Here is a 26,469-nt window from a genome sequence, read left to right as displayed (position 1 = left end):
TGTAATTAAAGGTCATGATTGAACCTCATTGTACAGTTGGGGTGGTTTCACGTAAAATGAACAGAATTGAATGTGGGTATCAATAAAAACAATAGCTAGCAAGCAGGTGATTATCGTGGATGCAGGAGATCTGAAAATATTTCGGACTGTTGCTCGAGAAGGAAGTATTAGTAAAGCAGCATTGGCACTGAATTATGTGCAGTCCAATGTTACAACGCGGATCAGGCAGCTGGAAAGTCAACTTCAAGTTCCACTTTTTCATCGAACGAACCGGGGAATGGTACTTACACCTGCTGGAGAGCATTTGCTCGGGTATGCGGATAAAATACTGGATTTGCTGCATGAAGCAGAATTGTCGACTCAAACAGGGAGTAAACCCGCAGGGAAGCTTTGTTTGGGTTCCATTGAGACAGCGGCCTCCAGCTTCTTTGCTCCATTCCTAGCTAAATACCAATCCTGTTATCCAGAGGTACAGGCTTCACTTGTCACAGGAGGGACCCATGAGCTGAATCAGAAGGTCATGCAGCATGATCTGCAAGGTGCCTTAGTCTATGGGCCAGTCGATCACCCTGAACTGAACTATATCAAGTTGTTTGATGAAGAACTGGTTCTGATTGCGGCACCCGGCTTGCATCAGATGGCCGAAGTATTAGGTAAACCGATGTTGTTCTTCGAGATCGGGTGTACGCACAGAATTCAAGCTGAAGCTTTTCTGCATAGCCGTGATGTAAATACGCTCAATGTAATGGAATTTGGAACGCTGAACACGATCCTAAGTGGTGTATCTGCCGGAATAGGGGTATCTTTACTCCCGCGATCTTCGGTTGTTCAAGCCGAATTAAGAGGAGAGGTTTCAGTGATATCTTTGCCAGAGCCATACTGCAGGTTGGAAGTGGGACTTGTACATGCCCGGAGTGAACATCTATCTGCTGCATTACGAGGCTTGCTGGAGATGATGGTAACTAGGAATAACGAAGGCTAAAAAATCCCATTTCAGGAAACTCCACCGGGATGAAGACCTGAACCCGTTCCCGATTAGCGGTTTTGGAGAAGGAAGCAGTGCTGTTCTGGAACAGAATTCAGGTAAAGTTCTGACGCTTATCTACAACTATGCAGGGGACCATCCATTTCAAGAGGTGGCCCCCCACTTTAACGGATTGATGGAGATACTGGCCGAGTCTGCGATCCGGGTTCAAGAACAGATGAAATTAGTCAGACTAGGTGACAGATTGCTCTTGAATGTATTTGCGATATAGGGCTGGTGTAATCTCTTCGAATTTTTTGAAAATTTTGATAAAGTACCCGGATTCGTTAAACCCCAGCTCATCACTGATCTGTGAGATCGGCATGTCAGTAACCTCCAGCAATTGCTTGGCCCATTTGATTTTGAGCTTGGCCAGATAGGTTGTGAAATTCTCCCCTGTCTCCTTGGCAAACAGTCTGCTGAAGTAGCTTGGACTAAGGTGGCATAGATCTGCCATATGTTTCAATGTCACCTGTTCACTCTTGTGACTGTGAATATATTCAAAAGCAGGCTGTAACGCAGGGCTGGTACATGCATTATCGCTTGGACTGTTTTTGAGATAGGCATCCGCAATCGCATTGGTCATTTCCTTTTTGATGGATTCAATATTGCGAATGGAGTACCCGGGCAAAATCGTGGACAGATTAACGGATTCCTGAGATCCGGAAGCCTTCTCGAACATCTCCACCAGCAAATTTTTATTGAGAGCTTCCTCTACAATATAGTTGCACAGCAGGGACAGCATGTTGGAAATTTTCACAATCTCTTCATAGGTCATGACAGGCAGTTGATCATAATCGTCCTGCAGTTCCTGCAGCTTCGCTTCATGCATGGGCACGTTTTTGGAAGAGACGATCTGTTCCAGATCAGTTCCTTTATTGGGATCTGCAAGTTTAACTTGCCCTGCGAGCACGGCACCAATGTATTTTCCATCGATGGTGATGGGAATGGCGATATCGATAATATTGAAATGACACAAGTATACATAAGGTTCATTCAACCGAACCGCTTCCAGCCCGCCACGCGAATCGCACTTTTGGCAGTAGGGAAGAAGCTCGGGATCTTTGCGTACATTTTGGCAGAACGCTTGGCAGCTGCTGTGGCTGGTTACCGGAATGCCTTTGTAGTCGACGGTCAGGATGGCCAGCTTGGTTACATTCGCCAGTGAATCCTGTAGGCGCTTCCATTTATTTAGGTCGAGAATTTTATTAATGTGCAAGTATTCTTTAATCATTGTGTGAACCTCCATAGCTAACCTGATTAATGGCCCTTAAGCGCTAAAAAGTTAGCAAGTTGTACATATTAGAATAGGATGCAAACGGGTAATGTAAGATGATGTCAACATTCAACCATCCAATGACAATAACATACCATGATTTCAGAAAAAAGCAAAAAATTACGATTGGAAGTTATAATAATTTGTTATCAAAATCCAATGTGTCTCTCGCATTCATGAGATATATTTAGATTAATTGTGAACCATTCAAATTTGATGCATTGACTCGACCACCCTATTAACTATCTTTAGGAGGCATATCATTATGAGAAAAGCATTTATCAGCCCAACCAAATATGTGCAAGGCGAAGATGAACTGTTGAACCTTGGTTACTTTGTAAAATCCTTCGGAGATTCCGCGTTGTTGATCGCACATCCGGATGATGTACAGCGTGTAAAGGCGAAGCTTGATGCAACAGCAGAAAAGTTCAATATTACTTTTGTTGAAAGCGGTTTTAGAGGGGAGTGCTCCCGTCAGGAAGTGGCTCGTCTGCAGGAAATTGCGAAGGAAAAAGGATGCACCTGCACCATCGGTCTTGGAGGCGGTAAAGCCATTGATGCAGCCAAATGCGTAGCGGAAGGCGAAGCGTTGATCATTTGCCCAACGATTGCTGCTACCGATGCGCCAACAAGTCACTCGGCAGTATTGTATACACCGGAAGGATCTTTTGATGACTATGCATATTTCAAACAAAGCCCAAGTGTAGTGCTGGTGGATACAACCGTAATCGCTAACGCACCAACACGCTTCCTTGTATCCGGTATGGGAGACGCACTTTCTACGTACTTCGAAGCAAGAGCAACAGCGAAATCGTATTCCCGTGTAAACGCAAGTCTGCCAATGGGATCCCGCGAAGGGTATACTCCGTCTGCTGTAGGTACGAATGCAGCACTGGCGCTGGCAAAATTGTGTTATGAAATGCTGCTGACGGACGGAGCAAAAGCAAAAGTAGCCAGCGATAGCAACGTTGTAACGCAAGCACTGGAAAATATCGTTGAGACCAACATTCTGTTGTCAGGTCTTGGATTTGAAAGTGGCGGTCTGGCCGCAGCACATGCCATCCACAACGGATTGACGGTTCTGGAGGGAACACATCACTTCTTCCATGGTGAAAAAGTATCCTTCGGTACGATTGCACAGCTCGTCCTTGAAAATGCTCCAACCGAAGAGCTGCATGAAGTCATGGACTTCTGCCTTGAGGTAGGGCTGCCTGTAAGCTTGGCGGATATCGGTGTAGATACCATTACTCAAGAAGAGCTGCTGAAAGTGGCGGAGATCGCATGTATTCTGGAAGAATCCATTCACGCCATGTCGTTCCCGATCACTGTTCCTGAAGTGGCTGCTGCCATTGCAGCGGCTGACCGTATGGGTCGGGAATACAAAGCTCGCCGGGAGGCAAAGTAATGAAGAAAATTATCAATCAGGCTGAAAATGTCGTGATGGAAATGTGCAATGGGATTGCGCTGGCGCACCCGGAGCTTGAATTTTTGAAAAAGTATAAGGTCATTAAACGCAGAGAGATTAATGCGGACAAAGTCAGTCTCATCAGCGGCGGCGGCAGTGGCCATGAGCCGGCTCACGCTGGCTATGTGGGGAAAGGCATGCTGGATGCTGCGGTATGTGGAGATGTATTCGCATCTCCCTCCCAGATTCAGGTGTACCAGGCAATTAAGGCAACGGCCAGCAGCAAGGGAACACTCTTGATCATCAAGAACTACAGCGGTGACATGATGAATTTCAAGAATGCAGCACATTTAGCAGAGGAAGACGGTATCGATGTACAGTATGTGCGTGTTGAAGATGACATTGCTGTGCAGGATAGTCTCTACACTGTAGGACGCCGCGGCGTAGCTGGAACGGTTCTGGTGCATAAAATTGCTGGAGCTGCAGCTGAAGAAGGGCGCAGTCTGGCAGAAGTGAAGCTGGTTGCCGAGAAGGCAGCCCAGAACGTACGCAGTATTGGTTTTGGATTCACGTCCTGCACCGTACCTGCCAAAGGAACACCTACGTTTGAAATTGCGGACGATGAAATGGAGTTCGGCGTTGGTATTCATGGTGAACCTGGTATTCGTCGTGAGAAAATTGTATCTGCAGATGAGCTGGCAGGCCGGATGGTTGAAGCCCTGCTGGCAGACATGAAGCTGGATGGTGATGCATCCGCGGAGATTGCCGTGCTCGTGAACGGATTTGGTGCAACACCGCTGCAGGAATTGTACCTGCTTAACAACTCCGTTCAGCGCGAGCTGGCAGACCGTTCGGGGCTGGCAGTAGCCACCACCTTTGTTGGCAATTATATGACCAGCATCGATATGGCTGGCGCATCGCTGACGATCCTAAAGCTGGATGATGAGCTCAAGTCGTTGTTATTTAAGGAAAGTGACACACCTGCATTCAAGGTTTCCGGTCCTCCGGCTGCACAAGCAGCCTACTCCGAAGCACTTGAAGCAGTTGTAGGTGAAGACGCTCCGGTTTCCTATGAAGTGGAGACACCTGCATCTGCTGCAGTTATTAATGACAATCAATTCTCCCTGGACAATATCGTGTACCTGATCGATAAGATGGGTGAGATCATCATCAAGAACGAAGTACCGTTCTGTGAGCTCGATTCCCATGCGGGAGATGGTGACTTCGGAATGAGCGTGGCGAAGGGCTTCCGTCAGCTGAAACGCGAATGGAATCATATCATCAGCGAAGAGAAGAAGGATATCGGTTCGTTCCTGGATGCATGCTCGCTCGTTATTATGGAGTATTGCGGCGGGGCATCCGGTCCAATCTGGGGTTCGGCATTCCGCGCAGCGGGCAAAGCTGTAGGAGATAAACAGCAGCTGACGGTATCCGAATTTGCCGAAATGATGCAAGCAGCCGTGCAAGGCATTCAATCCACGGGTGAGCGGTCCTTCGGACGCGGCGCAGTTGTGGGTGACAAGACGCTGATTGATGCACTCGTACCTTGTGCCGATTCCTGGACACAGAGTGCAAATGCCGGTGATGACTTCAAAACTGCATTTGCCAAAGGGGCACAAGCGGCAGTTGAAGGTGCGAAGAAAACAGAAGACATCGTGGCACGCATGGGCCGCGCAGGTACGGTTGGCGATCGCAGTCTTGGGTATCCGGATGCCGGTGCATACGCACTGGGAGTTATTTTCACAGAGCTGTCCGATTCAATGAAATAGATATTCATAATCAACAATATGGATGTAAGTAAGAAAGACCACTTTGTAGCTTGGTTACAGAGTGGTCTTTTTAGTTTAAGAAGCTATAGCGGCAGGGCAGAAATTTGGTGTCCTCATGCCAAATAGTGTAATCTGTAGAACAGATACGTAAGGAATGTGCATGGATCAGCACCTAAATTGAACGAGAAGGGATCAGGATCAGCTAATGACACAAAAGTTATATTACGACTCCGCATACACGCGGGATTGGCATACACAAATTACGGGTAGAGTGGACAAGGAAGACGGTACATATATCACGCTTGCGGAGACGGCATTTTATCCGCATGGGGGTGGACAACCCTGTGACCTGGGCCGAATCGGAGGTGTTGCTGTTCTTGATGTAAACATCGAGGATGGCGAGGTATGGCATAAAGTTGAACAGGCGCCTGAGCAGAAGGAGGTTCACTGCGAGATTGACTGGAAGCGCAGATTCGATCACATGCAGCATCACACAGGGCAGCATCTGTTGTCAGCGATCACGCTGAAGCTGGCTGATGCGATGACGCTCAGTTTTCATCTGGGAACCGAATATGCAACGATTGATGTAGCTGCTGCTGAATTGGGAGCGGATCAATTGACAGCCATTGAGCAGGAAGTGAACCGCCAGATTTACCGCAATGCCCGCATTAGCAGCTCCTGGGTTACTGCGGAGGAAGCAGCGCGTCTGCCGCTCGTGAAGCAGCCTTCTGTGATAGAGGACATTCGTATTGTCGAGATGGAGGGTGTGGAATACAATGCTTGTGGCGGCACGCATGTGGCGGCAACAGGCGAGATCGGCATCCTTAAGCTGCTGAAAACCGAGAAGGTTAAAGGTGGCACGCGCATCTACTTCAAATGCGGATTCCGAGCGTTAAACGAGTTCGCAGCAGTACAGCAGGTGTTAAACGGAATCTCGGTGAAATTAAAAACCAGCAAGGAAGAACTGCTTGACCGTATCGACAAAATGGAAACAGACCAGAAACAGCTTCTATCCGAGCTGAGTACGGTCAAATTGACCAATGATGCGTATTATGCGCAGGAACTCCTATCTGCACGGGAAGGTTTGGTTATTGCCCAGGTATTCGAGGACAAATCCCTCAAGGACATGCAGAGCCTGGCGACCAAGCTGACGGAAGATCATGAGGGCATCGTGCTCTTTGCCAGCATCTCGGAGGCCAAGGTCGTTCTGGCTCAGAACGGGCAGCCGCCGGAGTGGTCTTGCGGTCCATTCTTCAAGGGCAATCTCGGAGCTTACCAGGGCAAAGGCGGGGGCAGTGACAGAATGGCTCAAGCAGGCTTTGCCAGCAGTGAAGATGCCTTAGCCTTTTATGAATTTACCAAGGACCAGCTGGGACATCACTAAGATGAATTGTGGCTTCGGGACGAAGCGATATCTGTAATAAGCAGCACGTCACAAATTGTGGCGTGCTTTTTCGCATCGGGGATACTCTTAGCTTTAGGGTCTATTAGAACCCATGATTTTCCTGTGATATACTCGGGGGTATATCGATCAGACGGCAAGGAGGTACAAAGGAATGACAGAACGCATTCCGTGTATCCGTGAAGGATGCACCAATACGATTTTACCGGCAACCGCGGCCAAGACAGGTGGGTGCTGCATGCCCTGCAAGCAGGAGATGGAGCGGGAGGAACATCGGAAATACATTGAAGCGAATCGACGGGACGTGAATTTGTATGAGGGAGTACATGATCTGGTGGAGATTCTGAAAATCATGCATACAACTCATGTACGCGATCCATTAATTCATTATGTGCCGTATGAACGTTCCCAAGAGCAAGTCTACCTGTCACTGTCTGCGGAGCAGCAGGAAGCGATGGCAGACTATGCGATGGAGTTGATTCGTACCGATGATGTCGATACCGGCAAAGACATTCTGCTGTATCTGGTCTGTTACCATGATATCTCGCTCGCTGCACAGATTCCCGAGTTGTTGGAGCAGGAGATCTATTATCCTGCGATCCTATATAAAAGTGCCTCAGCGAAAGTGCGGGATCTACTCTTGCAGCAGGTGCACACCGATGACGAGAATCGTAACCATATCCTGATTATGTTAGCCTATATTGGCGATGAGGTAGTCGTGGAGCAGTTCCGGCAGTGGAAGCAGTCTCCGCCGGCCTGGGCAGATCAGTTATATGTAAAACCAGAGCAATACACCTTCGAAGCCGGGTGGGAACTCACCGAGGACGGGAAGCGGAGAGAATTGTTCACCACCCCAAGTTATTCATTATATAAAGGTGATGCAACGGATGGAACGATTGCGGCTTCAAGCTGCATACCCATTCAAATGCTTCAAACAAGTAACAGCAGCTGTCCATGGTGTGGAAATGCCTTAACCACTCTGGTTGCTCTGGATGTGCGACATCCGGCCTTGCAGAATGTTTCATGGCAAGCCGAAAAGCTACAGATTCGAACTTGCATCAACTGCAGCTGCTACGGTGTGGTCTATATGGAGACAAGCTCAGCAGGGGAGCCCTTCTGGAGTTTCCACAATGTCATGCCAGTAGGAATGGATGACATCGATCCGGATAACTCGTTTGAGCCTGCCCCGGATGCTGGTGATTCATTTTACATTGCGGCAGAACCCCGTCAGGCCTTCCATGGCAGTGATTGGGCCATGGAACCGTCACTTTCCCAGATTGGCGGTCATCCCGGATGGGTTCAGGATGCAGGGTATCCTGTCTGCCCTTGCTGCTCCACAACCATGAAGGCGGTTGGGCAGGTAGACTGGGCGCAGATCGAGGAGTATGGCGAGGGTATGTATTATATGTTTTTATGTGAGCCGTGTCAGATGACTGCGGTGACGTATCAGCAATCTTAACTGGATTGGTTTGAAGGTATATTTTGACAAACTAAAAAATGCTCATGCCTACTGTCAGGTAAGGCCGTCTGTGGGAAATAGAGTAGAGGTGGTTTAAACGGGAGCTTTTGTCTTACTCTTGAAAGACTATGAGGATGAATCAGTTGTGATTTATAGATTTGGCCCAAAAGAAGAGATAATGGGAAAGATTGAATTAAACAAAGGAACTAGAATGTTTTCCGAATTAGAATCAATTAACAACCCAAATCATTCAAATCAATTTTACTTTGAAAGAGCGGCTCAAAGAATGGCCAGATGTCTAGTTAAGGAGGGCGGTGTATTTCCTGAGAAAATGACATTTGAATCCTGAGGAGTTGAACTCTGATTGGCTTCTCGTCTCTCAGGGTCTTTTATACAGAGGGGCTACCCAGTGCCTGATGAACCCGCATTACTTGTATAAAGATTTCGTCATTTCGGTTGTATGTACGTAAAGGTTTTAATTTTATACCCTAAATAATGCTATTCCGTTACATAGAACAGGTCGATTATGGTCAGATATCACCACGATTGACCTGTTTTTTTTGTTATCTTCGTTTTCTTACGTTTTTTCAAATTAAAGAAAAAATCAAGCTGACGCTCACGTCAGGCATTAGATCTCGCCCAATCACTAGATCTGACTAATTACAGCCCCAAATGTACATCCTTCTACAATTCTGCAGATGCCTGTGTCACCAGACCAGCGAGCCATTCGTAATCCGGCGTATCCTTTTCCTTGATTTTGATCGTTTTGCGTTCTGCTGGTCCTTCAAATACTCCATCGGGCAGATCAAGAGCAGCCGCATTAAAAATGGTGAAGGACACCGCCTGCTTGGAAGGAGAGATGACTGCGGCATATTTGCCTTTCTTTAGGAAGTGAGGCTTCTTGTATTGTATGCGCTCTTGCGCGTCCGGAATGGAATCGTGCACGAGCTGGCGTAATTGTCCTGCTACGGCGATTTGCCAGGGGGTTGAGATCTGTTCTATAAACTCCGTAACTTCTGCATTCAGGGTCATTATTGTTCATTCTCCATTTGTATTGGATTGAGTGCTTCCCACTCCGGCTTCAGAATGCCCATCATCAGGCGGTCATAACGCCGTCCATCCCGGTATACCGCGGAGCGTGCACGCCCCTCCAACTGAAAACCGGCCTTCTCATAGGCACGAATTCCTTTTGCGTTATACGAAATGACGTCCAGCCCCACACGATCGAGGTTCATCTCATGGAAGGCATATCGCAAAATCAGATTCAACGCTTCTGTTCCATACCCTTTGTTGCGATGTTCGGCAAGTCCGATGCCAATGGCCAGCTGCCCGCAGCGGTTGTTCCATTCAATGCTGTGAATGACAACAAAACCGATTAATGTATCGTCATCATGCGTCCGGAGCCTGAAGTATACTTCTTTGTTTTTCGTTTCCCCCTCATCCTCCAATTGCTTCTCAGAGTAGGGGATGGCAATATCGGTATCCACATTACGAAGATACTCGGGATCTTCATTCCATTGCAGCATCATCTGCACGTCTCCCTCACGTGGGGGTGTCATTTTCAATCGTTTGCTATAAAACAGGTTGTCCGTTGTCAGTGTCATGTTGGTCTCCTTTGAAGATAAATGAAGCTCGCTTCACCTCAGTACGAAAATGAACTGTATGGTTGGCTCAATATCTTCGCCCCTTTGGAAAATCAGATAGCCCCATCATACTGGAAATTTTAGGTGATCACAATATACTTTTCAGTGGGTTTTCTTCATCTCTTGTCAGTAAACCTGCCACGGTAGTAAGATGGAATCATAAGTTTAAATACAGCGACGGAATACACCAAAATTGTTGGCAGGAGTGGTTGTTATGGAGATCAGAGTGGATGATTTGAGTGGGGATCAGGTTAAGGGGTTAATCGCAGAACATTTGCTTGGCATGGCCGAAGATTCGCCGCCGGAAAGCATTCATGCATTGGATCTGGATGGGTTGAAGAAACCCGAGATTACATTCTGGTGTGCATGGGAAGGGGAAGAATTACTGGGATGTGGAGCCATGAAGGAACTGAGCGCCGAGCATGCCGAACTGAAATCGATGCGTACAGCCAAGGCTCATCTCCGAAAAGGTGTAGCGAGACAAATCCTGACTCACATCATTGAGGTTGCCAGAAGTCGGGGGTACAAACGCCTTAGCCTGGAGACCGGATCGATGGATTCGTTTATCCCGGCACGCAGGATGTATGAAGACTTTGGATTCGAATACTGCGAGCCTTTTGCAGATTATATATTGGACCCGAATAGTGCATTCATGACGAAGGAGTTATCACCGCTCGAATAGTCCTCCTCGTTGTTTCAATTTCGTTTACAAAAGGGTAATCAACCAGGATTCTGCCTTCGCAGGGTTCTGGTTTTTTGGCGTGGCCGTATGAATTGAATGAATTTGCCATAACGAATCTCTGTGCTGAGGCATGAACAATAGGGTATACTGGAAATTATGTTATAAAAGCTTGAGAGAAGATTACAGACGTTGTTGACATCAGGAGGACTTGAATTGGCTCAGACAGAAGGAACATTACAGAAAAAGCTTAAACCAAGACACATCAGCTTCATGGCCATGGGTGGTGTCATTGGAACCGGAATTTTTAAAGGCAGTGCCGAAACGATTGGACTCGCAGGTCCGGGTGTTATTTTAACGTACATTTTTGCCGGACTATTACTGCTGGTTGTAATGGCTGCGATGGCGGAGATGGCTACCGTCTATAAAAACAAAAACATGAAAGACTTCGTGCAGGAAGCCTTCGGCAGCAGGGTATCCTTTGTTATGGGATGGATGTACTGCTTCCTATGGTTATCCGTGTGTGTCATTGAGGTGATCGCTGCGGGAAGCTTCTTGCAATATTGGTTCGCGGAGGTGCCGTTATGGATGCTAAGTCTGGCGTGCGCGGCATTTATAATACTCGTCAATCTGTTGAGCGTTGGGGTGTTCGGGGAGTTTGAATTTTGGCTGGCAGGCATCAAGATAGCCATGATCATTATTTTTATCATCCTGGGTGCCGCATTGATCTTTGGCATTATTCCAAGTGATAACACACCTTATCTGCAAAATTACACACAAGCCGGAGGTTTCCTCCCGAATGGTTGGTCATCGATCTTCTCCGCGCTGCTGGTCGTTATGTTCTCGTATGGAGGCTCGGAACTCATTGGTCTGACACTGACGGAGACGGAAAATGCGGACAAGGTCATGCCGAAAATTGTGGGCAATTTCATGCTTCGAATTATTTTGTTCTTCACGCTGCCGATTCTCATCATCTGTGGTCTGATTCCGTGGAATGAGCTCGGGCCGGAGAGCAGCCCGTTTGTACAAGTACTGGCCTCCACAGGTCTTCCTGGAGCAGCACATATTATGAACTTTATTCTGGTGACTGCCGTTCTATCGGCTGCCAATTCTGGCATCTACGGCGCATCCCGGATGCTTCATTCCATGGCGGTGGGCGGTGAGGCTCCCAAAGCACTGTCCAAAACCAATCGGAGCGGCAGTCCGGTAAATACACTCTTGGTTTGTTCCGTAATTTTGCTCGGAGGTTCCATGCTTGGACTGTTCGCTCAGGATCAATTGTTCCGCGTATTGCTCGCAGTGCCAGGGTTCGTCGTGATGCTTGTATGGATCTGCATCGCCACTTCCCAGTTAAAATTGCGGAAGAGATACCCGGTCACACCGACATTCAAAGTGTGGGGATTCCCTTACGTAACCGGACTGGCCGTACTGGCGCTTGGTGTAATTGCGATGATGTTCATATTTGATGAGGGCAATCGGTTCAGCATCAGTATCTGCCTCGGTGTCCTTGCCGTATTGATTATCTGGTCCCTGATTCGGTTTAGGAAGTCGAATGGACAGGAAGTTTAAGGTTTGCAGAAGTAAAATTGAATAGTAAAGGTGTGGACCTCTACGTGGACCAAACATCTCGGCATGTATGCCGGGATGTTTTTTTATGCGGAAAGGAATGAGCTCAGAGTATAAGAGGACGATCTGTTACATTTGGGAGATATTGGGGGTAATACGAACTATGGAAATAAACCAGCAGTCTCTACGAAATAATGTAGTTCCATTTTATAATAGAAGGCCAAGTGTATATTTGAATCAATTCAATATTTCGTGCCTGCAGTATTCTTATAACAACGAAATACATATTCCCAACGAGGTATCATATGACGACGATAAAGGTAACACCTGAACAATTATCATCTGTTTCTAAACAATTTGCAGTCGCACAGAGCCAGGTTTTTCAGATGAATAGTATCCTGAAACAACATTTATTCGAGATCGAAAGGCAGTGGGATGGAAGCACAAAGGAAAAGTTTTACGTTGATTTTATGGTTGCCCAAAAGATAATGGATAACTTTGTTTCATTATCTCAGTCGATTTCGAAAGAACTCGAAGGACATGCAGAAAAATTCAGACTTGCAGATCAGCAAGCAGTGCACTCTTATGATTCAAGGTGTGCACCCCCACCGCCGGATGAGTGTAGGGCTCCGGCAACGGACAACCGTAATGCATTCCAAAAATCAGCTGACAGCTTGGCCGAGTTGGGTCGTGCATTTATGCAATCTGCGGACGATCGATATCAAAAACGTTATGATAGTGTAGGGGGATTCCTGGATTACTGGACGTTTGGTATCCCGAGTGGACTGGTTCAGGGATATGTAGACCGGGCGGATAAGGCATTTAACTCTCCCAATGATACAGCAAACTGGCTTACATTCGGTATTCATGGAATGATTAGGGAGGCTACTATGCCAACCAATGCCTGGTCCAGCGAACACTGGGCGAATATGATTGGTATGGGAGGGCTGATGGTTGGTACCGGATATGCCTCTTCTATGATCAAACCGCATAATCTACTGACATCTTCAGGAGGGGGCGTGAAAATAAATTCGTTCACACGTCCATCGGGTACAGGACAAATGACGGGTGGATTTAATGGCTTTCAGGATCCCCGCATGCGAGTATTGGACAATATTGCCGAGAGTAAAAAGGCGAGAGAATCATCTAAGTTTAATGAGTTTGTAGAGAAGGAAAGGGGAATTGTTGATAAAACAGAAGAAAAAATAGATATGTTTAGAAAAGATACAGATGATCCATTAAAAGTAGTTCTGGGTCCAGGAAGGGAGTCTCATCCCGAAAAGTGGAAAGAAATTATTGATAATTTGGAATCAAATGGTGTCGAAGTGATTCATAGAGGCGAGGATATGGCTTATTCCCCAAAAAGAGGTGGCCCTGGACAACTAATTATAAATGAAGATGCTTCAATTGGGGCACTTATCCATGAATACACACATTATCTAGACGATATGAATAAGGGATTTCCGGGTATGAGTTATCATTTTCAAACAATAAATCGTGTTAAAATGGAATTGAATGCATATATGAGAGAAATCAAAATAGCCGAAGAGTTGGGTCGGAATGACATTGCGAATACTCTATTTGAGAATTATTTAAGAGAAAGAAAAACGTTAACTAGTCACTTAAAATAAACTAGATGGGTGATCATAAATGAATTTAATTAATAAAATCGAAGAAGGAAAATGTTCAGTTGAAGAGTTGCAACAATTACTAAATGAGCAGAATCCAATCGTTCTGTATCATGTAATGACTTATATTGGCAAAGAAAAATTAGACACTAATAGCATGCAGAGAAAGTTGGAGGAGCTATCGTCCAGAAGGGAATCCTCAGATAAGTTATTAGGTTATTATAAGGTGGGAGACCTTGCAATAGCCACACTGATAAAATTAGGAAAAGCGCCTTCTGAGCTATCTAGTTATCAATCGCTCAGTGAATTTGATCAAAAAATGATTATAAATTTGCTCGAAGAGTTAGAATGGTAGATCAGTTTTCTCTAGAGAATTTGATGCCTATTGAATCAACTTAACATTTTAACCCCTGAAGTATCTAACGAAGTAATTTTTGGTCAGATCCAACGGAAGTTGGTGCACCGAGCTGCACTGGACCAAACATCTCGGCATTTATGCCGGGATGTTTTTTTTATGTGCAAAGGAATAAACTCAGTGAGTTGAGATCCCGCCGAAACGAGGACTTGCTCATTCATGTCTTTTATGTATTGAAAAGTGAGGTGGAGAGACTTGGCCGCAAGAGCCTTTAGAGATCATTGAAACCAGATATGAAATTAGAAGTATATATTTAGAAGGATTAATTATTTTAGTTAACCATTGGGAGAAGGGAGAGACGTATGTAATAACATTATTTTAATAAAGTTAGGTTATGAAGGATTAGCAGGGGGAGAGTTTAAGCAGAAGTGTATTTCTAAAAGTGTGAGTTGCTACGTAATGATCAAGTTTGTGTTTGGATAAAACCATAGAGGGAGGACGAGTATGCCATTCATTGGAGGAATAATTTTAGTCTTTATCTTAGCATTTATTCTATGGTCATTAATGTTCCCGCTATTCAATATGGTAGGTAGAAGAGTATTGAAAAGATACAACAAATTCAAACCAGAGGAGAATGGAAATGAAGAATCTAAAGACGTTTAAGGTGGGAGCCATTTCAGTAGCATTAGTGATTATTGTAGGAGTAGTATTGGTTAGCTTTTTTGTGACACGAATTCCTAACGGTTATGTTGGCGTTGTCTATTCACCAAATGGGGGCGTAAAAGATAATACGCTGAGTCAGGGATGGAAGTTGGTTGGTGCTTTTGATAAGGTAACCAAATATCCAATTCGAATTCAAACCGTTGAATACAAGGATATTCAGATTGCTACGTCTGACGGAAAAAACATCACAATCGATTTTGCTTACAACTATCAAGTAGAACCAAGCCAAGTGTCTTCAATCTTCAATACCTTTGGACCCATTAGCATTCAAGAAATTGAAGATACATATCTGAAAACACGTTTTCGTGATGCTGCCCGGAAAGGTATTTCTAAATTTACTGTAATCGACGTTTATGGAGAAAAATCATCTGAGGCTGGCGTAGACGTTCAACAACGTTTCGCAGACGATGTCAAAGAACTAGGTTTCATTGTATCCAATGTGACCGTTGGTGTTCCTCAACCAGATGCGAAAACACAAGAAGCCATAGATAAACGAGTTGAGGCATCTCAAGAGTTGGAACGTAAAACGACTGAGCTTGAAATTGCGAAGAAAGAGGCAGAACGGAAACGTGTGGAAGCACAAGGTAACGCAGATAAACTATTAATTGAAGCAGAAGGTCAAGCCAAAGCAAATAAAGAGCTTCAACAATCACTTACAAGCCAATTGGTCCAATACGAAACGATTAAGAAGTGGGACGGTGTGCTTCCATATGTCAGTGGATCCAATACGCCAATGATTCAATTACCAACTGCAGCTGCAAAGACAGAAGAGGTAAAATAAATGAAGGGGAGATTTTCTCCCCTACTAGATACAAATATTCCTTAACAAAATCCAGCGGAGAGGTGCCATTATTGAATCAACTTAACATTTTACCCCCTGAAGCATTCAACGAAGAAACCTTTGATCAGATCCAGCGGGAGCTGGTGACAAGAATTAACTTGCAGAACAGCTTCAACATGGAAGATGTCCATCTCGTGGCAGGAGTCGATCTGGCGTACTGGGAGGATGGAGACCGTACATTTGCGGTGTGCTGCATTTGTGTAGTGGACTACTTTACCCATGAGATTGTGGAAACGAAGTCCTTGCAGGATGAGATCAAGGTGCCCTACATCGCGGGGTATCTGTCTTTTCGAGAGCTGCCGCTCATTCTGGATACATTCAAACAACTGGAGAATGATCCGGATCTGGTCATGTTTGACGGAAACGGATATCTGCATCCTCGGCATATGGGGATCGCCACACATGCTTCGTTTTACCTCAACAAGCCTACCATCGGCATCGCCAAGAGTTATCTCCGAATTCAAGACACGGACTATGAAATGCCAGCAAGTGAATCGGGTAAATTCACGGATATTGTGATTAACGGTGAGGTCTATGGGCGTGCACTGCGAACGCATTCACAGGTTAAACCGATCTTCGTCTCCTGTGGCAATGGGATCGATATCAATACGGCTACCGAAGTGACCCTGGCGTTAATTAACAAAGAAAGCCGATTGCCTATCCCTGTAAGGCAAGCTGATTTGGAAACGAAAAAGCACCGTGCTGCACTGAAACAAGTAGACGGTAATAACGGCGACAAGGGCCAATCATCCGACGAATAATACCGAAAACTCTGACGCACACGTTGGAGTTTTTTTTATTTGAATTAAAGCGTAACAATTTCACCTCAAGCAGGCAGCGACAAAGTTCCGTCCAATCGAAGCTGGCACAGTAATTGATGTGAAGCGAGACATATCCAGTATTGGCGTGCCTTTTTTGGTGTGAACCAAGACGAACAGATAAAGATATCCTCAAATCCATTAACTCTTGAAATAATCCAGCTCGATCGCCTGTCTGAACTTCTGGGCAAATCGTTCAGCGGCAACGGCAACCTCCTTGGACTCGGTCTGTACGAAGCCAATTTGCATCTTGGGCTGGTCAATGGAGGCAATCTCAACCATCTTCACAAGGCCTTCTTTCCACAATGTGTTCTGGTAGAAAGAGAAGTCGTGACCGATGCTGGCTGCTATATTGTTTCTAAGCACCGTGTTGATCGCTTCCGAATTATTGGTCTTGAAGAGGATGGATAACGATCCATAATCGTATGTGAAATCCTTAATGAAATCTTCAATGAAGCCATCGCGGTACAGCGCGAGGGTATGCTCCTTCAATTGATCCGGCGTCACCCGATTCAGCTTGGCCAGATCAGACTGGTGATGGGTGCCTACAACCAGTTTGCCGGAATACATCGGGCTGAAATGCAGTCCGTCAAACTCACGCAGCTGTTTCGTGTAAATGGCAATGAAGCCCAGGTGTGCCTTGTTGTTCCGGATGTCGTCGATAATCTCCATGGAACCTTTCTCTTCTATGGAAATGTTCAGCAGAGGATGCTCCCTTTTCATATCGGCAGTGGTCTGGACAAGGTAGTGCATGACACTGGGAAAAGTCGCTACATGCAGGTCGCCTGTCAGGCAGGATGCTTCCACATTCAGCGATTTCAATTCATCGACCCGCTGCAAAATGTCCAGCGCCTTGGCAATGAATTGTTTGCCTTCTGTTGTGGGGTGCGTCCCCTGCCGGGAGCGTTCGAACAGGACCAGGCCAAGCTCCTTTTCCAGCCGATGGATAGACTGACTGATGGCCGATTGGGTAACATGAAGCTGCTCCGAGGCGGCGGAAAACGATTGGGTTTTGGCAATTTCAACGACATATTCAAGCTGTTCCAGATTCATGGGCTCATCTCCATTTTTACATTACTGCTACTAATATTAACATTAGTATCTATAAATATGAATAATAAGTGAACGGCGATATAATACATAGACAAGCTATTTATAAGCTCAATAAAGGGGGATGGATTTACATGAAAGCAGCAGTATGGTACGGCCATAAAGATGTTCGAGTGGAAGAACGTGAAGTTCCGGTTGCTGGATCCGGACAAGTCAAAATTAAAGTGGAATATGCGGGGATCTGCGGCAGTGACTTGCATGCTTATCACCATGGTGTAGGGATTCAGGAAGGTGAAAATCATCCGCTCTCCGGTCAGAAGGCACCATTGACATTGGGACATGAGTTCGCCGGAACAGTCAGTGAATTGGGAAGTGATGTAAGCGGTATCAGCGTAGGAGACCGTGTTGTGGTGGAGCCATTGTATCATTGCGGTAAATGCGAATACTGTATCCAGGGTCGCTATAATCAGTGTACCGAATTCGGCTTCGTAGGTTTGAATGGGGATGGTGGTTTTGCCGAGTATGTTGTTGTTGAAGCATATATGGTACACCCATTGCCAGACAACGTTTCTTTTGAAGAAGGAGCACTTGTTGAGCCTACAGCGGTAGCCTTCCATGCCGTTCGCCACAGCAAGCTGAAAGTGGGACAGAAGGTAGCCGTGTATGGTGCGGGTCCAATTGGACTGCTGACCATTCTATCTGCAAAAGCGGCAGGAGCTTCCACCATCTATGCGGTTGACGTGTTCGAGGAACGCCTGAATCTGGCAGCTAAACTGGGAGCCATTCCGGTGAATAGTGCCAAAGTGAATGCAACGGAAGTCATTCTGGAGCAATCTGGCGGAATTGATGTCGCCTATGAAGCAGCAGGTGTGCAACCTACGATGGATAGTGCTGTAGCGGTAGTCAAAAAAGGCGGAGAGGTGGTTGTCATTGCAGCCATCCCTAACCCACTGCAGGTAAACTTCTTCGATCTTCTGGTGAAGGAAGCGAATCTGACGGCCACACTGGCATATCGCCACATTTTCCCTGAAGTCATCTCCCTCATTGCTGAAGGAGCACTCGATGTGAAACAGGTCATCACGAAAAAAATCAAACTGGATAACATCGTGGAAGAAGGACTGGAACTGCTGATGAGCAACAAGAGCCATGCGAAAATTTTGGTGCAGATCGGCGGTTAATAAGCAGTATTACATTGCTGCATCTTCCAATAGTAAAGGCCACTCAGATGAGTGGCCTTTTTTTGTCATCTTTATCACATCAAATGAACTGAAGTTTATAGCTTGTGCCTACTACCATGTGTTCTCATATGAATCAGGCATCGTAACGATAACAGATGGCATTGCCGCCACTGCTGCGTGTACTGAATTCTTCATCCTCCACAAAGCCAAAACGTTCATATAAACGGATGGCATTCGTCATCTGCCCGCCCGTGAACAGATACACCGTATTTTTGCCCATGTCCTTGGCAGATGCAACACACTGACGAAGGAGCTCCCGGGCAATACCGTGTCCCCGCCACGCAGGATCCACGCCAAGCAGACGAATGAACGGATAATCTATCGGGAGTTCAAAATTGGGATAGGCATTGTGTGCGGTTTCGAACAATTGCACGGTCCCCACAATCTGATCGTCCACTTTGGCGACCCACAATTGTGTGAGATAGGGATTATCCAGTGATTCCTCGATGTCTTTCACATAGGCTTCCCAACGTTGTTGATCCTGAAAGGTGTCCTTGTATTCCGCGTAACTTGCAATGAGGATATCTATGATCCCTTTATGATCAGCTTCTGAAGCGGGTTGAATCGTGACTGCCGTTGTCGTCATTCCAATTTCTCCTTCTTGAATAGGGTGGATGAAATAGAGTTATTTCACATTTTAACAAAACTAAATTTATCGGAATAATCGAAATATTCTATAGAATACGCATGAATTTCTATGAGTCAGTCTATGCGATTATCTTATGATTTCATACTCATCCATCGATTATAAACGGTTGAGCTGAGTGGAATACAGATTATTCCGATATTCGGTTGGTGTGCTGCCCTCGTATTGCTTGAACATGCGCAGGAACAGTTTGTAATCCGAGAATCCACATTGTCCGGCTATTTCCTTAACACTGGCATTGGTATTGAGCAGCAGCTGTTTGGCTCGGTTGATCCGCTCGGTAAGGATGTAGGTTTTCAGCCCGATACCTTTCTCTCGTTTTACCATTTTGGAGATATAATCCTTGTTAAAATTAAAATGCTCTGCAATCCTGCTAACCGTGATATCGGTATGAAGATGAATACCAACCCACTTGCAGATATGGTCAACAACCGCATTATGAGGGCGATAACCAGCCTCTGTGTTGCGTTCCAATTCTTTTAACAGCAGAAGAAGGGCAGCATCGGCCTCTTCGGTGGAGAAGGACGAGACATGCAGCAGCTGCTTGAACAGCTGATTGGCCGTGGAGGGTACCGGGATGGTCGCATGTGTGGGATAACGATCGAACCCTTCAGCTAAGGTGTCATAGTGAACCCAGTAAAAGCTGACAGGGGCATCGCTGACTTGATATCCGTAATGGGTATGGCCAGCTCTCAGAAACAGCAGATCATTGGCGCGAACCACGTAATGCCGCTCCTCCTCCGCAATGTACATTTCTCCCTCCAGCATCAAAATGATCTCATGCACAGGCATGATCCGTTTCATATGTGTCCAATTGCCTTCCGTGATGAACTTGCCGCACAGATAAAATTCGAGTGGCTTCTGCATAAGACGGATTTATCCACCTTTTCTTGGATTATGAGTCTGATGTAGTTGTATTTTATTTGATAATATGTGGATATTCAAGGGTTTGTATGAATTGGGGGTTGTGCAGCAGCTGATGGGTAGAACGGATTTTACCCTCTCGTATGATGCCGGAAAGATATCAGGAACCATAACATTCTGTACATAATGAGGAGGAGCATTTGTCATGATCGAAACGAAACGGGGATTTTTGGGTCCGGAGCACGTACAGCTATTAAACGGGGTTTTCCAAACGTCTCAGGAGGTCGGGGAACGTTACCTGTTATCGCTGGATATCGATCGATTTCTGGCTCCGTGTTACGAAGCACATGGGTTAACCGCGAAGAAGGAGCGGTATGCCGGTTGGGAAGCACGGACGATCAGCGGACATTCCCTGGGGCATTATCTGTCTGCTCTGGCTGTGACGTATCAGGCGACAGGCAACAAGACACTCAAACAAACTTTGGACTATGCCGTCACGGAGCTTGCGGGAATACAGCAGGCAACAGGCAGCGGATATATCGGCGGATTGACGGAAGAAGCATTCCATATCGCATTCCGGGCCGAACATATCGGTGGATTCAATATCGGCGAATACTGGGTTCCATGGTACAGCGTGCACAAAATCTATCGTGGCCTGATTGACGCCTATACACGGACAGGCAACGGTCAGGCACTTGAAGTCGTTACTCGATTTGCAGACTGGGCGGTAGAAGGATTGCTCCCGATGACAGAAGAACAGATGCAGACGATGCTTCAAAGTGAACACGGAGGCATGAATGAGGTATTTGCACAATTGTATGGGATCACGGGCAAAGCCGTATACCTTGAGATTGCTAACAAGTTTACCCATCAGTTGATCCTTGGACCCCTGGAACATAAGCAGGACGACCTTCAAGGCAAGCACGCCAATACTCAGATTCCCAAAGTAATCGGAGCAGCCGAAATTTATAATCAGGATCATTCGCATGAGAGCTACCGGACGGCAGCTGAGTTTTTCTGGGACACAACGATTCATCATCGCTCCTATGTGTTCGGTGCCACGAGCATTGCGGAACATTATGAAGCGAAGGGCATGGAGAGCCTGGGTATCAAAACCGGAGAGAGCTGCTGTACCCATAACATGATGCATCTGACGAAGCAGCTGTTTGCCTGGAACCCGGACAGTGCCTACATGGACTATTATGAGAACGCTATCTATAATCACATCCTGGGCACGCAGGACCCTGATACAGGTAACAAAACGTATTTTGCCTCAACCCTTCAGGGCCATTACAAAATCTACGGGACACACGATACCGCGTGGTGGTGCTGCACAGGCTCAGGGATGGAGAACCCGGGCAAATATGCCGAGGCCATCTATTTCGAAGATGAACAGAATCTGTATGTGAACCTGTATATCGCATCCGGGCTGGACTGGACGTCACAGGGACTATCCCTGAAGCTTGAAACCGACTTTCCTTATTCGGAAAAGGTAACCCTGACGATCACCGGAGGCAACGCCTCGGCTAATCTAAAACTACGCGTGCCTTCATGGCTGCAGGAGCCAATGACGGCAACCGTCAACGGGGATACGGCACATCCGTATACACGGATGGAAGCCGGCTATCTCTCCATCCAGCGCACATGGTCCGCCGGGGATGTCGTGACCATTACCCTGCCGATGTCGCTGCGCCAGTACACGTCAAGGGATGATACCCACAAAGTCGCCTTCCTGTATGGACCCATTGTGCTCGCAGGCGCTCTGGGAAGCGAAGGGCTGCCGGAAGATACCATTGTGGATGAGACGGCCCTGAATCCGAAGACGGCCCCGGTACCCGTGATTTGGACGGAGCAGGAGGATGTCCGGGAGTGGATCAGCGTCGTGGATGCGGGTACGTTAACGTTTGAACTTAGCAAGGACGTCACGTCTACGGGCGAACCCGTGAAGCTGATCCCGTTTTACGATGTGCATCATGAGTTTTATACGGTATACTGGCCGTTTAACGATGAAGGTGATGCGCTGGAGAAAGAGCTGAATGATATTACGATCGACAGGGTGCAGCCGGATGGTCAGCAGGATGAGATTGGGCATCATCTGGATAGCAACTGCCGTGCAGAGCAACATAACGGTTCGTACACGGACAGCCGCAACAGGCTGCATATGTGGCGGGAAGCCTTTGGGGTCAGCGGAGCATATTTCAGCTATCAACTGGCCGTGGAAAGTTCAGGTACCAATGTTTTGTGCGTCGGCTACTGGGGCGGGGATCATTCGCCATTTGAACGCGAAGGAACGAGGTATGCCAGAGAGTTCAACATTGTGGTAGATGGAACTGTAGTCGGTGAGCAGCGAATTCATATGAACAAGATTGGTGAAGTGTTCTATGCAACCTATGATATTCCTGAGACGGTTACCTCCGGTAAAGACAGTGTGACAGTAACATTCCAGGCCATTGGTGATCGTGGGTGTGCAGGAAAAGTCGTAGAGGTGCGTACAACCCGAAGCAAGCCGGAATCCGTGATCTCATAAAACGGCAGCGCATGGAAATCAGCAAACACAATGGTATAATGAGGACAAAGTCGATTAGGGATCAGGGAGGTTGAATGTGTGGCAAAACCGGATAACAAAGGTATCTATAGCTTTCAGGATTGGCTGACCTGGGAAGGAACATGGGAACTCATTAACGGCAAAGCCTATAATATGTCTCCGGCACCGACCTCTATGCACCAATTTATCGTGGGCGAGCTGCATTTCTCCTTGCGAACTTTTTTGCAGAACCAAAAATGCTATGTGTTTGTTGCACCCTTCGATGTGTATTTTAGCGAAAATGAACAATACGATGCACCTGATCATGTTGTACAACCGGATCTGTCAGTTATTTGTTCCAAGGACCAAATCTCCAAAAATGGCTGTTACGGTGCACCGTCTTTAATTATAGAAGTATTGTCTCCTTCGACTGCCTTAAAGGATTTTAATGAGAAATTTAATTTGTATCAGAAATATGGTGTACATGAATACTGGATTGTCGATCCAGGCAACCAGACTGTACATGTATATACGCTAGAGGATGGGAGCTATCAAGATCGCAGGCTGTATACGGAAGATCAGACGATTCAATCGAAACTGTTCCCGGATCTGGCGATACCCTTTCATCAGCTGTTCAGGCTGGAATAGAATATTATTTAAGTTACTCCGGTGCCCTGTGCCCGGAGTATTTTTGATTGCTTTTTCCGGCTCGTCCTATATAAAAAATGACACGTAATCTCCTTATTCCACGTATTACCTGTATATCTTTCTTTTTCCTTTAACGGATAAATCCGTGTTTTTCTTCGTCCGAATTGTACCCGCTGTCATGAGATTACAAAATTTGTCCATGTGTCCATGGAGATGAAATGGGATGAGCCCGGGCCACGTATATTATGAATATCCACATTCATCGACCTGAATGAGACAGCATCATGTACAATGAGTGATATACCTTCGTGGTAAATATCGACAATTGGTCCATCATATAGCGAGGAAGGAGGTCAGCTTGTTACATGACCAAATACATAAAATGGCTGGGCCTGATCTTCGGCATTGTTGTCATCAATGTTCTGTTATTTTCGCCAGGCTTCATCGGACTTGGCTTCCGGGGTGAAGCCTTCTCCACTGCGCTGTCCGTCACCCTGCTGTTCGGGAGTGTGATGGCCCTCTTTTACGGAAGTTACACTCTGCTGTTTAGACAGCCGGTGGTCCTGCCCGTCAAGCAGATCGAGACCCATGAGGATTATGTAGAAGCATTGTCTTTTTACAGACGCATTAAAGTGCTTGAAGAAGATATCACGCTGGGATTGTCCCAACTAAGCCGGATGAAGAAAAAGAAAGAAACGCTCCTGAACGTGCTGAACCAGCGGTTCGATCCGGGGGAGCTGAGCTACAAGAAATTTGCCTCCGTCACGCTTGAAGTGGAGAAGCTGCTGTATCTCAACATTCGAAGCGTGCTGAATAGACTCCATGTGTTCGATGAAGCCGAATACGCCGCCCTGATGAAATCCAAATCCTCCAAGATACCGCCAAAATTATTCCTGGAAAAAACCAAAGTATATAACGACTATTTATCCTATGTGAAAGATTCGCTCCATACCAATGAAGAAATACTGCTCAAACTCGATCAGCTGCTGCTGGAAATATCACGCCTGGACAGCTTTGAAGCCGGGAATATTGAACAGATGCCCTGTATGCAGGACATTGATCAGTTAATCAAGCACACCAAATTATACAGACAGTGAGGGGTTGCATTTATGGCGAAGAAGGGGAAGTTTTTTCTCATATCAATTGTGATGCTGGTGCTCGTGTTCGGATTGGTCTATGCAGGAATTACATTGACATCGAATTTTGGCAAATCCAGTACACAGGTGACAACAGAGAATGCAGGCAAAGAATTAGGCAAGTTGTACGCGGACATTGCGCCAGCGACGGCTGAACCCGTGAAGGGGCAGATTGATCTGGATCCGGTTGATGTGGCAGATTCCCTCCCGGATATCTCGAAGTTCCCGATTACCGTTGAGAATACCACGAACGAGTATGTAGAGATCTTCTCTTCCATCGAGAAGTCAGGCACCGGAGCAGATGGCTGGTTGACCGAAGTCAGTGAAGAATTCAACAAGGCTAACATTACAGTTGGCGGTCAACCGGTATCGGTAAAAATCCGTAATATTGCTTCCGGTACGGCAGCCGATTATATCAAGTCCGGCAAATACGTACCTGATGCATATACCCCTTCCAATGAACTATGGGGCGAGATGGTTGCCGCTAGCGGGGTGAAGACGGAGAAGGTATCCGATAGGCTCGTGGGCAACGTTCCCGGAATTGTAATCTCCAAAGCCAAATATGATTCGCTCGTGGATACCTACGGATCCGTTAACGTCAAAACGGTAACCGAAGCGATTGCCAACAATGAACTCGCAATGGGGTATACCGACCCGTTTGCCAGCTCCACAGGACTTAACTTTCTTGTGACGGCATTGAACACGTACGATAGCTCCAATCCGCTGGGGGAAAAAGCGATTGAAGGCTTCGAGAAGTTCCAGGCCAATGTGCCATTTACGGCTTCCACAACCATTCAGATGCGTGAAGCCGCGAAGTCGGGCCGATTGGATGCCTTTGTGCTTGAATACCAGACATACGTCAACACCGCAGACCTGAAGAGCGGATATGTTTTTACCCCGTTTGGTGTAAGACATGACAGCCCGCTGTATGCACTGGGACAGCTGCCGCAGAACAAACAGGAAATCATCCAGAAATTCGCTGAATTCGTCACTCAGGATAAGTACCAGAAGTCGGCAGAAGAGTTCGGATTTAACGGTTTGCAGGATTACAAGTCTGAGCTCGCGACCGTCGATGGGGGAACTCTATTATCCGCGCAGAAGGTATGGAAAGAGAAAAAGAACGGAAGTAAACCGATCGCTGCCGTATTCGTTACGGACGTATCCGGAAGCATGGATGGGGAACCGCTGAACCGGTTGAAGGAATCTCTTCGCAAAGGTCAGAAATATCTCGGTACCGACAATAGTATTGGCCTCGTTTCATATTCCAGTGGGGTAACCGTGAACCTACCGATTGCCAAGTATGATACGAACCAGCAGTCCATGTTCGTCGGGTCCGTGGATAGCTTGCAAGCAGGAGGCGGTACAGCGACTTTTGACGGTATCGTGGTAGCCATGAAGATGCTGGAGGACTATATGGCGGCTGATCCGAACGTGAAACCGCTGATTTTTGTCCTGAGTGATGGAGAGACCAACGAGGGACATACACTGAAAGATATACGTGAACTGGTCGAGACCTACCAAGTGCCAATCTACACGATCGGATACAACGCCGACATCAAAGCCTTGGAGAGCATTTCCAGCATTAACGAAGCAGCCAGCATCAATGCCGATACAGATGATGTCGTGTACAAGATCGGAAACCTGTTTAACGTACAGATGTAAATATTTCTATTAAAATGAATTTCAAATTTACACGAAAACGGAGAGAGCAGAACCAATCTGGAAAAGCGGAGCGTTCGCCTTTATCCCCGGATTTACCTTTATAAGAAAGATAA

General features: G+C 46.5%; 24 protein-coding genes. 18 read left to right on the top strand and 6 right to left on the bottom strand.

The window, feature by feature from the left end:
• The first annotated feature begins 70 nt into the window (after positions 1-70).
• Complete coding sequence (locus AC3WQ3_RS26390; RefSeq protein ID WP_492474152.1) at positions 71-982, top strand: LysR family transcriptional regulator; 912 nt, start codon at positions 71-73, stop codon at positions 980-982.
• Between the two features lie 235 nt (positions 983-1,217).
• Here the strand turns inward: AC3WQ3_RS26390 and AC3WQ3_RS26385 are convergent, their stop codons facing one another.
• Positions 1,218-2,258 carry a PocR ligand-binding domain-containing protein gene (locus AC3WQ3_RS26385; RefSeq protein ID WP_154892905.1) on the bottom strand — a complete coding sequence of 347 codons (1,041 nt, stop codon included), beginning with the start codon at positions 2,256-2,258 and terminating at the stop codon, positions 1,218-1,220.
• 307 nt (positions 2,259-2,565) lie between these two features.
• On the opposite strand from AC3WQ3_RS26385, the gene AC3WQ3_RS26380 reads away from it, so the two are divergent.
• The 5 genes from AC3WQ3_RS26380 (at position 2,566) to AC3WQ3_RS26360 (ending at position 8,684) form a co-directional block, all read left to right on the top strand.
• The gene (locus AC3WQ3_RS26380; protein WP_492474151.1) at positions 2,566-3,705 is read left to right on the top strand and encodes a glycerol dehydrogenase; all 1,140 of its coding nucleotides are present in this window, start codon (positions 2,566-2,568) and stop codon (positions 3,703-3,705) included.
• Positions 3,705-5,474 (top strand): dihydroxyacetone kinase subunit DhaK, encoded by a 1,770-nt coding sequence (dhaK, locus tag AC3WQ3_RS26375; RefSeq protein WP_492474150.1) that lies wholly within the window; start codon positions 3,705-3,707, stop codon positions 5,472-5,474. Before AC3WQ3_RS26380 ends, dhaK begins: the two co-directional genes overlap by 1 nt.
• Positions 5,475-5,679: 205 nt before the next feature.
• Complete coding sequence (locus AC3WQ3_RS26370) at positions 5,680-6,858, top strand: alanyl-tRNA editing protein (protein WP_492474149.1); 1,179 nt, start codon at positions 5,680-5,682, stop codon at positions 6,856-6,858.
• Positions 6,859-7,030: 172 nt separating this feature from the next.
• Complete coding sequence (locus tag AC3WQ3_RS26365; protein WP_492474148.1) at positions 7,031-8,335, top strand: DUF1963 domain-containing protein; 1,305 nt, start codon at positions 7,031-7,033, stop codon at positions 8,333-8,335.
• Between the two features lie 118 nt (positions 8,336-8,453).
• A complete protein-coding gene (locus tag AC3WQ3_RS26360) occupies positions 8,454-8,684 on the top strand; it encodes a hypothetical protein (RefSeq protein WP_492474147.1) in 231 nt (76 codons plus the stop codon).
• A 335-nt stretch (positions 8,685-9,019) separates the two neighbouring features.
• On the opposite strand, the gene AC3WQ3_RS26355 is transcribed toward AC3WQ3_RS26360, so the two are convergent.
• Positions 9,020-9,361, bottom strand: coding sequence for a DUF1801 domain-containing protein (locus AC3WQ3_RS26355; protein WP_492474163.1), 342 nt, complete (start codon positions 9,359-9,361; stop codon positions 9,020-9,022).
• Positions 9,362-9,366: 5 nt separating this feature from the next.
• Positions 9,367-9,939 carry a GNAT family N-acetyltransferase gene (locus AC3WQ3_RS26350; RefSeq protein ID WP_492474146.1) on the bottom strand — a complete coding sequence of 191 codons (573 nt, stop codon included), beginning with the start codon at positions 9,937-9,939 and terminating at the stop codon, positions 9,367-9,369.
• 253 nt (positions 9,940-10,192) lie between these two features.
• Between AC3WQ3_RS26350 and AC3WQ3_RS26345 the strand changes: the two genes are divergently transcribed.
• The 7 genes from AC3WQ3_RS26345 (at position 10,193) to AC3WQ3_RS26315 (ending at position 16,531) form a co-directional block, all read left to right on the top strand.
• Complete coding sequence (locus AC3WQ3_RS26345) at positions 10,193-10,660, top strand: GNAT family N-acetyltransferase (RefSeq protein ID WP_492474145.1); 468 nt, start codon at positions 10,193-10,195, stop codon at positions 10,658-10,660.
• 213 nt (positions 10,661-10,873) lie between these two features.
• Positions 10,874-12,226 carry an amino acid permease gene (locus AC3WQ3_RS26340; RefSeq protein WP_492474144.1) on the top strand — a complete coding sequence of 451 codons (1,353 nt, stop codon included), beginning with the start codon at positions 10,874-10,876 and terminating at the stop codon, positions 12,224-12,226.
• A 302-nt stretch (positions 12,227-12,528) separates the two neighbouring features.
• The gene (locus AC3WQ3_RS26335; protein WP_492474143.1) at positions 12,529-13,854 is read left to right on the top strand and encodes a WXG100 family type VII secretion target; all 1,326 of its coding nucleotides are present in this window, start codon (positions 12,529-12,531) and stop codon (positions 13,852-13,854) included.
• A 19-nt stretch (positions 13,855-13,873) separates the two neighbouring features.
• Positions 13,874-14,206, top strand: a complete 333-nt coding sequence (locus tag AC3WQ3_RS26330) for a hypothetical protein (RefSeq protein ID WP_127538450.1) — start codon at positions 13,874-13,876, stop codon at positions 14,204-14,206.
• A gap of 504 nt (positions 14,207-14,710) precedes the next feature.
• Positions 14,711-14,869, top strand: a complete 159-nt coding sequence (locus AC3WQ3_RS26325; protein WP_492474142.1) for a DUF8570 family protein — start codon at positions 14,711-14,713, stop codon at positions 14,867-14,869.
• Complete coding sequence (locus AC3WQ3_RS26320; RefSeq protein ID WP_095361063.1) at positions 14,847-15,710, top strand: prohibitin family protein; 864 nt, start codon at positions 14,847-14,849, stop codon at positions 15,708-15,710. The genes AC3WQ3_RS26325 and AC3WQ3_RS26320 overlap by 23 nt, the downstream gene beginning before the upstream one ends.
• Positions 15,711-15,781: 71 nt before the next feature.
• Entirely contained in the window at positions 15,782-16,531 is a 750-nt protein-coding gene (locus AC3WQ3_RS26315) for an endonuclease V (RefSeq protein ID WP_492474141.1), read from the top strand.
• Positions 16,532-16,729: 198 nt separating this feature from the next.
• Here AC3WQ3_RS26315 and AC3WQ3_RS26310 read toward each other — a convergent pair whose 3' ends face one another.
• Positions 16,730-17,641, bottom strand: coding sequence for a LysR family transcriptional regulator (locus tag AC3WQ3_RS26310; protein ID WP_492474140.1), 912 nt, complete (start codon positions 17,639-17,641; stop codon positions 16,730-16,732).
• Positions 17,642-17,772: 131 nt separating this feature from the next.
• On the opposite strand from AC3WQ3_RS26310, the gene AC3WQ3_RS26305 reads away from it, so the two are divergent.
• Positions 17,773-18,816, top strand: coding sequence for a 2,3-butanediol dehydrogenase (locus tag AC3WQ3_RS26305; RefSeq protein ID WP_492474139.1), 1,044 nt, complete (start codon positions 17,773-17,775; stop codon positions 18,814-18,816).
• 133 nt (positions 18,817-18,949) lie between these two features.
• On the opposite strand, the gene AC3WQ3_RS26300 is transcribed toward AC3WQ3_RS26305, so the two are convergent.
• On the bottom strand, positions 18,950-19,462 hold the full coding sequence (locus tag AC3WQ3_RS26300; RefSeq protein WP_430198064.1) for a GNAT family N-acetyltransferase: 513 nt from the start codon (positions 19,460-19,462) through the stop codon (positions 18,950-18,952).
• Between the two features lie 159 nt (positions 19,463-19,621).
• Positions 19,622-20,389, bottom strand: a complete 768-nt coding sequence (locus tag AC3WQ3_RS26295; protein ID WP_492474138.1) for a helix-turn-helix transcriptional regulator — start codon at positions 20,387-20,389, stop codon at positions 19,622-19,624.
• Positions 20,390-20,591: 202 nt separating this feature from the next.
• Between AC3WQ3_RS26295 and AC3WQ3_RS26290 the strand changes: the two genes are divergently transcribed.
• The 4 genes from AC3WQ3_RS26290 to AC3WQ3_RS26275 all read left to right on the top strand — a co-directional run bounded on the left by AC3WQ3_RS26290 (position 20,592) and on the right by AC3WQ3_RS26275 (position 26,356).
• The gene (locus tag AC3WQ3_RS26290) at positions 20,592-22,913 is read left to right on the top strand and encodes a beta-L-arabinofuranosidase domain-containing protein (protein ID WP_492474137.1); all 2,322 of its coding nucleotides are present in this window, start codon (positions 20,592-20,594) and stop codon (positions 22,911-22,913) included.
• Positions 22,914-22,991: 78 nt separating this feature from the next.
• Entirely contained in the window at positions 22,992-23,558 is a 567-nt protein-coding gene (locus AC3WQ3_RS26285) for a Uma2 family endonuclease (protein ID WP_492474136.1), read from the top strand.
• 365 nt (positions 23,559-23,923) lie between these two features.
• Positions 23,924-24,655: a hypothetical protein gene (locus tag AC3WQ3_RS26280; protein ID WP_492474135.1), complete on the top strand. Its 732-nt coding sequence runs from the start codon at positions 23,924-23,926 to the stop codon at positions 24,653-24,655.
• Between the two features lie 12 nt (positions 24,656-24,667).
• A complete protein-coding gene (locus tag AC3WQ3_RS26275) occupies positions 24,668-26,356 on the top strand; it encodes a VWA domain-containing protein (RefSeq protein ID WP_183522402.1) in 1,689 nt (562 codons plus the stop codon).
• Positions 26,357-26,469 lie beyond the last annotated feature (113 nt).

Source organism: Paenibacillus sp. FW104-T2 (genome assembly GCF_058789975.1).
The sequence above is the reverse complement of the archived record's forward strand: the minus strand, read 5'-3'. Positions and strand labels throughout refer to the sequence as shown.

Coding starts and splice junctions, on each gene's coding strand:
- AC3WQ3_RS26280 (WP_492474135.1), top strand. CDS start 23,924: ATGACCAAATACATAAAATGGCTGGGCCTGATCTTCGGCATTGTTGTC.
- AC3WQ3_RS26370 (WP_492474149.1), top strand. CDS start 5,680: ATGACACAAAAGTTATATTACGACTCCGCATACACGCGGGATTGGCAT.
- AC3WQ3_RS26385 (WP_154892905.1), bottom strand. CDS start 2,258: ATGATTAAAGAATACTTGCACATTAATAAAATTCTCGACCTAAATAAA.
- AC3WQ3_RS26305 (WP_492474139.1), top strand. CDS start 17,773: ATGAAAGCAGCAGTATGGTACGGCCATAAAGATGTTCGAGTGGAAGAA.
- AC3WQ3_RS26330 (WP_127538450.1), top strand. CDS start 13,874: ATGAATTTAATTAATAAAATCGAAGAAGGAAAATGTTCAGTTGAAGAG.
- AC3WQ3_RS26310 (WP_492474140.1), bottom strand. CDS start 17,641: ATGAATCTGGAACAGCTTGAATATGTCGTTGAAATTGCCAAAACCCAA.
- AC3WQ3_RS26365 (WP_492474148.1), top strand. CDS start 7,031: ATGACAGAACGCATTCCGTGTATCCGTGAAGGATGCACCAATACGATT.
- AC3WQ3_RS26295 (WP_492474138.1), bottom strand. CDS start 20,389: ATGCAGAAGCCACTCGAATTTTATCTGTGCGGCAAGTTCATCACGGAA.
- AC3WQ3_RS26275 (WP_183522402.1), top strand. CDS start 24,668: ATGGCGAAGAAGGGGAAGTTTTTTCTCATATCAATTGTGATGCTGGTG.
- AC3WQ3_RS26345 (WP_492474145.1), top strand. CDS start 10,193: ATGGAGATCAGAGTGGATGATTTGAGTGGGGATCAGGTTAAGGGGTTA.
- AC3WQ3_RS26350 (WP_492474146.1), bottom strand. CDS start 9,939: ATGACACTGACAACGGACAACCTGTTTTATAGCAAACGATTGAAAATG.
- AC3WQ3_RS26325 (WP_492474142.1), top strand. CDS start 14,711: ATGCCATTCATTGGAGGAATAATTTTAGTCTTTATCTTAGCATTTATT.
- AC3WQ3_RS26320 (WP_095361063.1), top strand. CDS start 14,847: ATGAAGAATCTAAAGACGTTTAAGGTGGGAGCCATTTCAGTAGCATTA.
- AC3WQ3_RS26290 (WP_492474137.1), top strand. CDS start 20,592: ATGATCGAAACGAAACGGGGATTTTTGGGTCCGGAGCACGTACAGCTA.
- AC3WQ3_RS26300 (WP_430198064.1), bottom strand. CDS start 19,462: ATGACGACAACGGCAGTCACGATTCAACCCGCTTCAGAAGCTGATCAT.
- AC3WQ3_RS26390 (WP_492474152.1), top strand. CDS start 71: ATGTGGGTATCAATAAAAACAATAGCTAGCAAGCAGGTGATTATCGTG.
- AC3WQ3_RS26380 (WP_492474151.1), top strand. CDS start 2,566: ATGAGAAAAGCATTTATCAGCCCAACCAAATATGTGCAAGGCGAAGAT.
- AC3WQ3_RS26335 (WP_492474143.1), top strand. CDS start 12,529: ATGACGACGATAAAGGTAACACCTGAACAATTATCATCTGTTTCTAAA.
- dhaK (WP_492474150.1), top strand. CDS start 3,705: ATGAAGAAAATTATCAATCAGGCTGAAAATGTCGTGATGGAAATGTGC.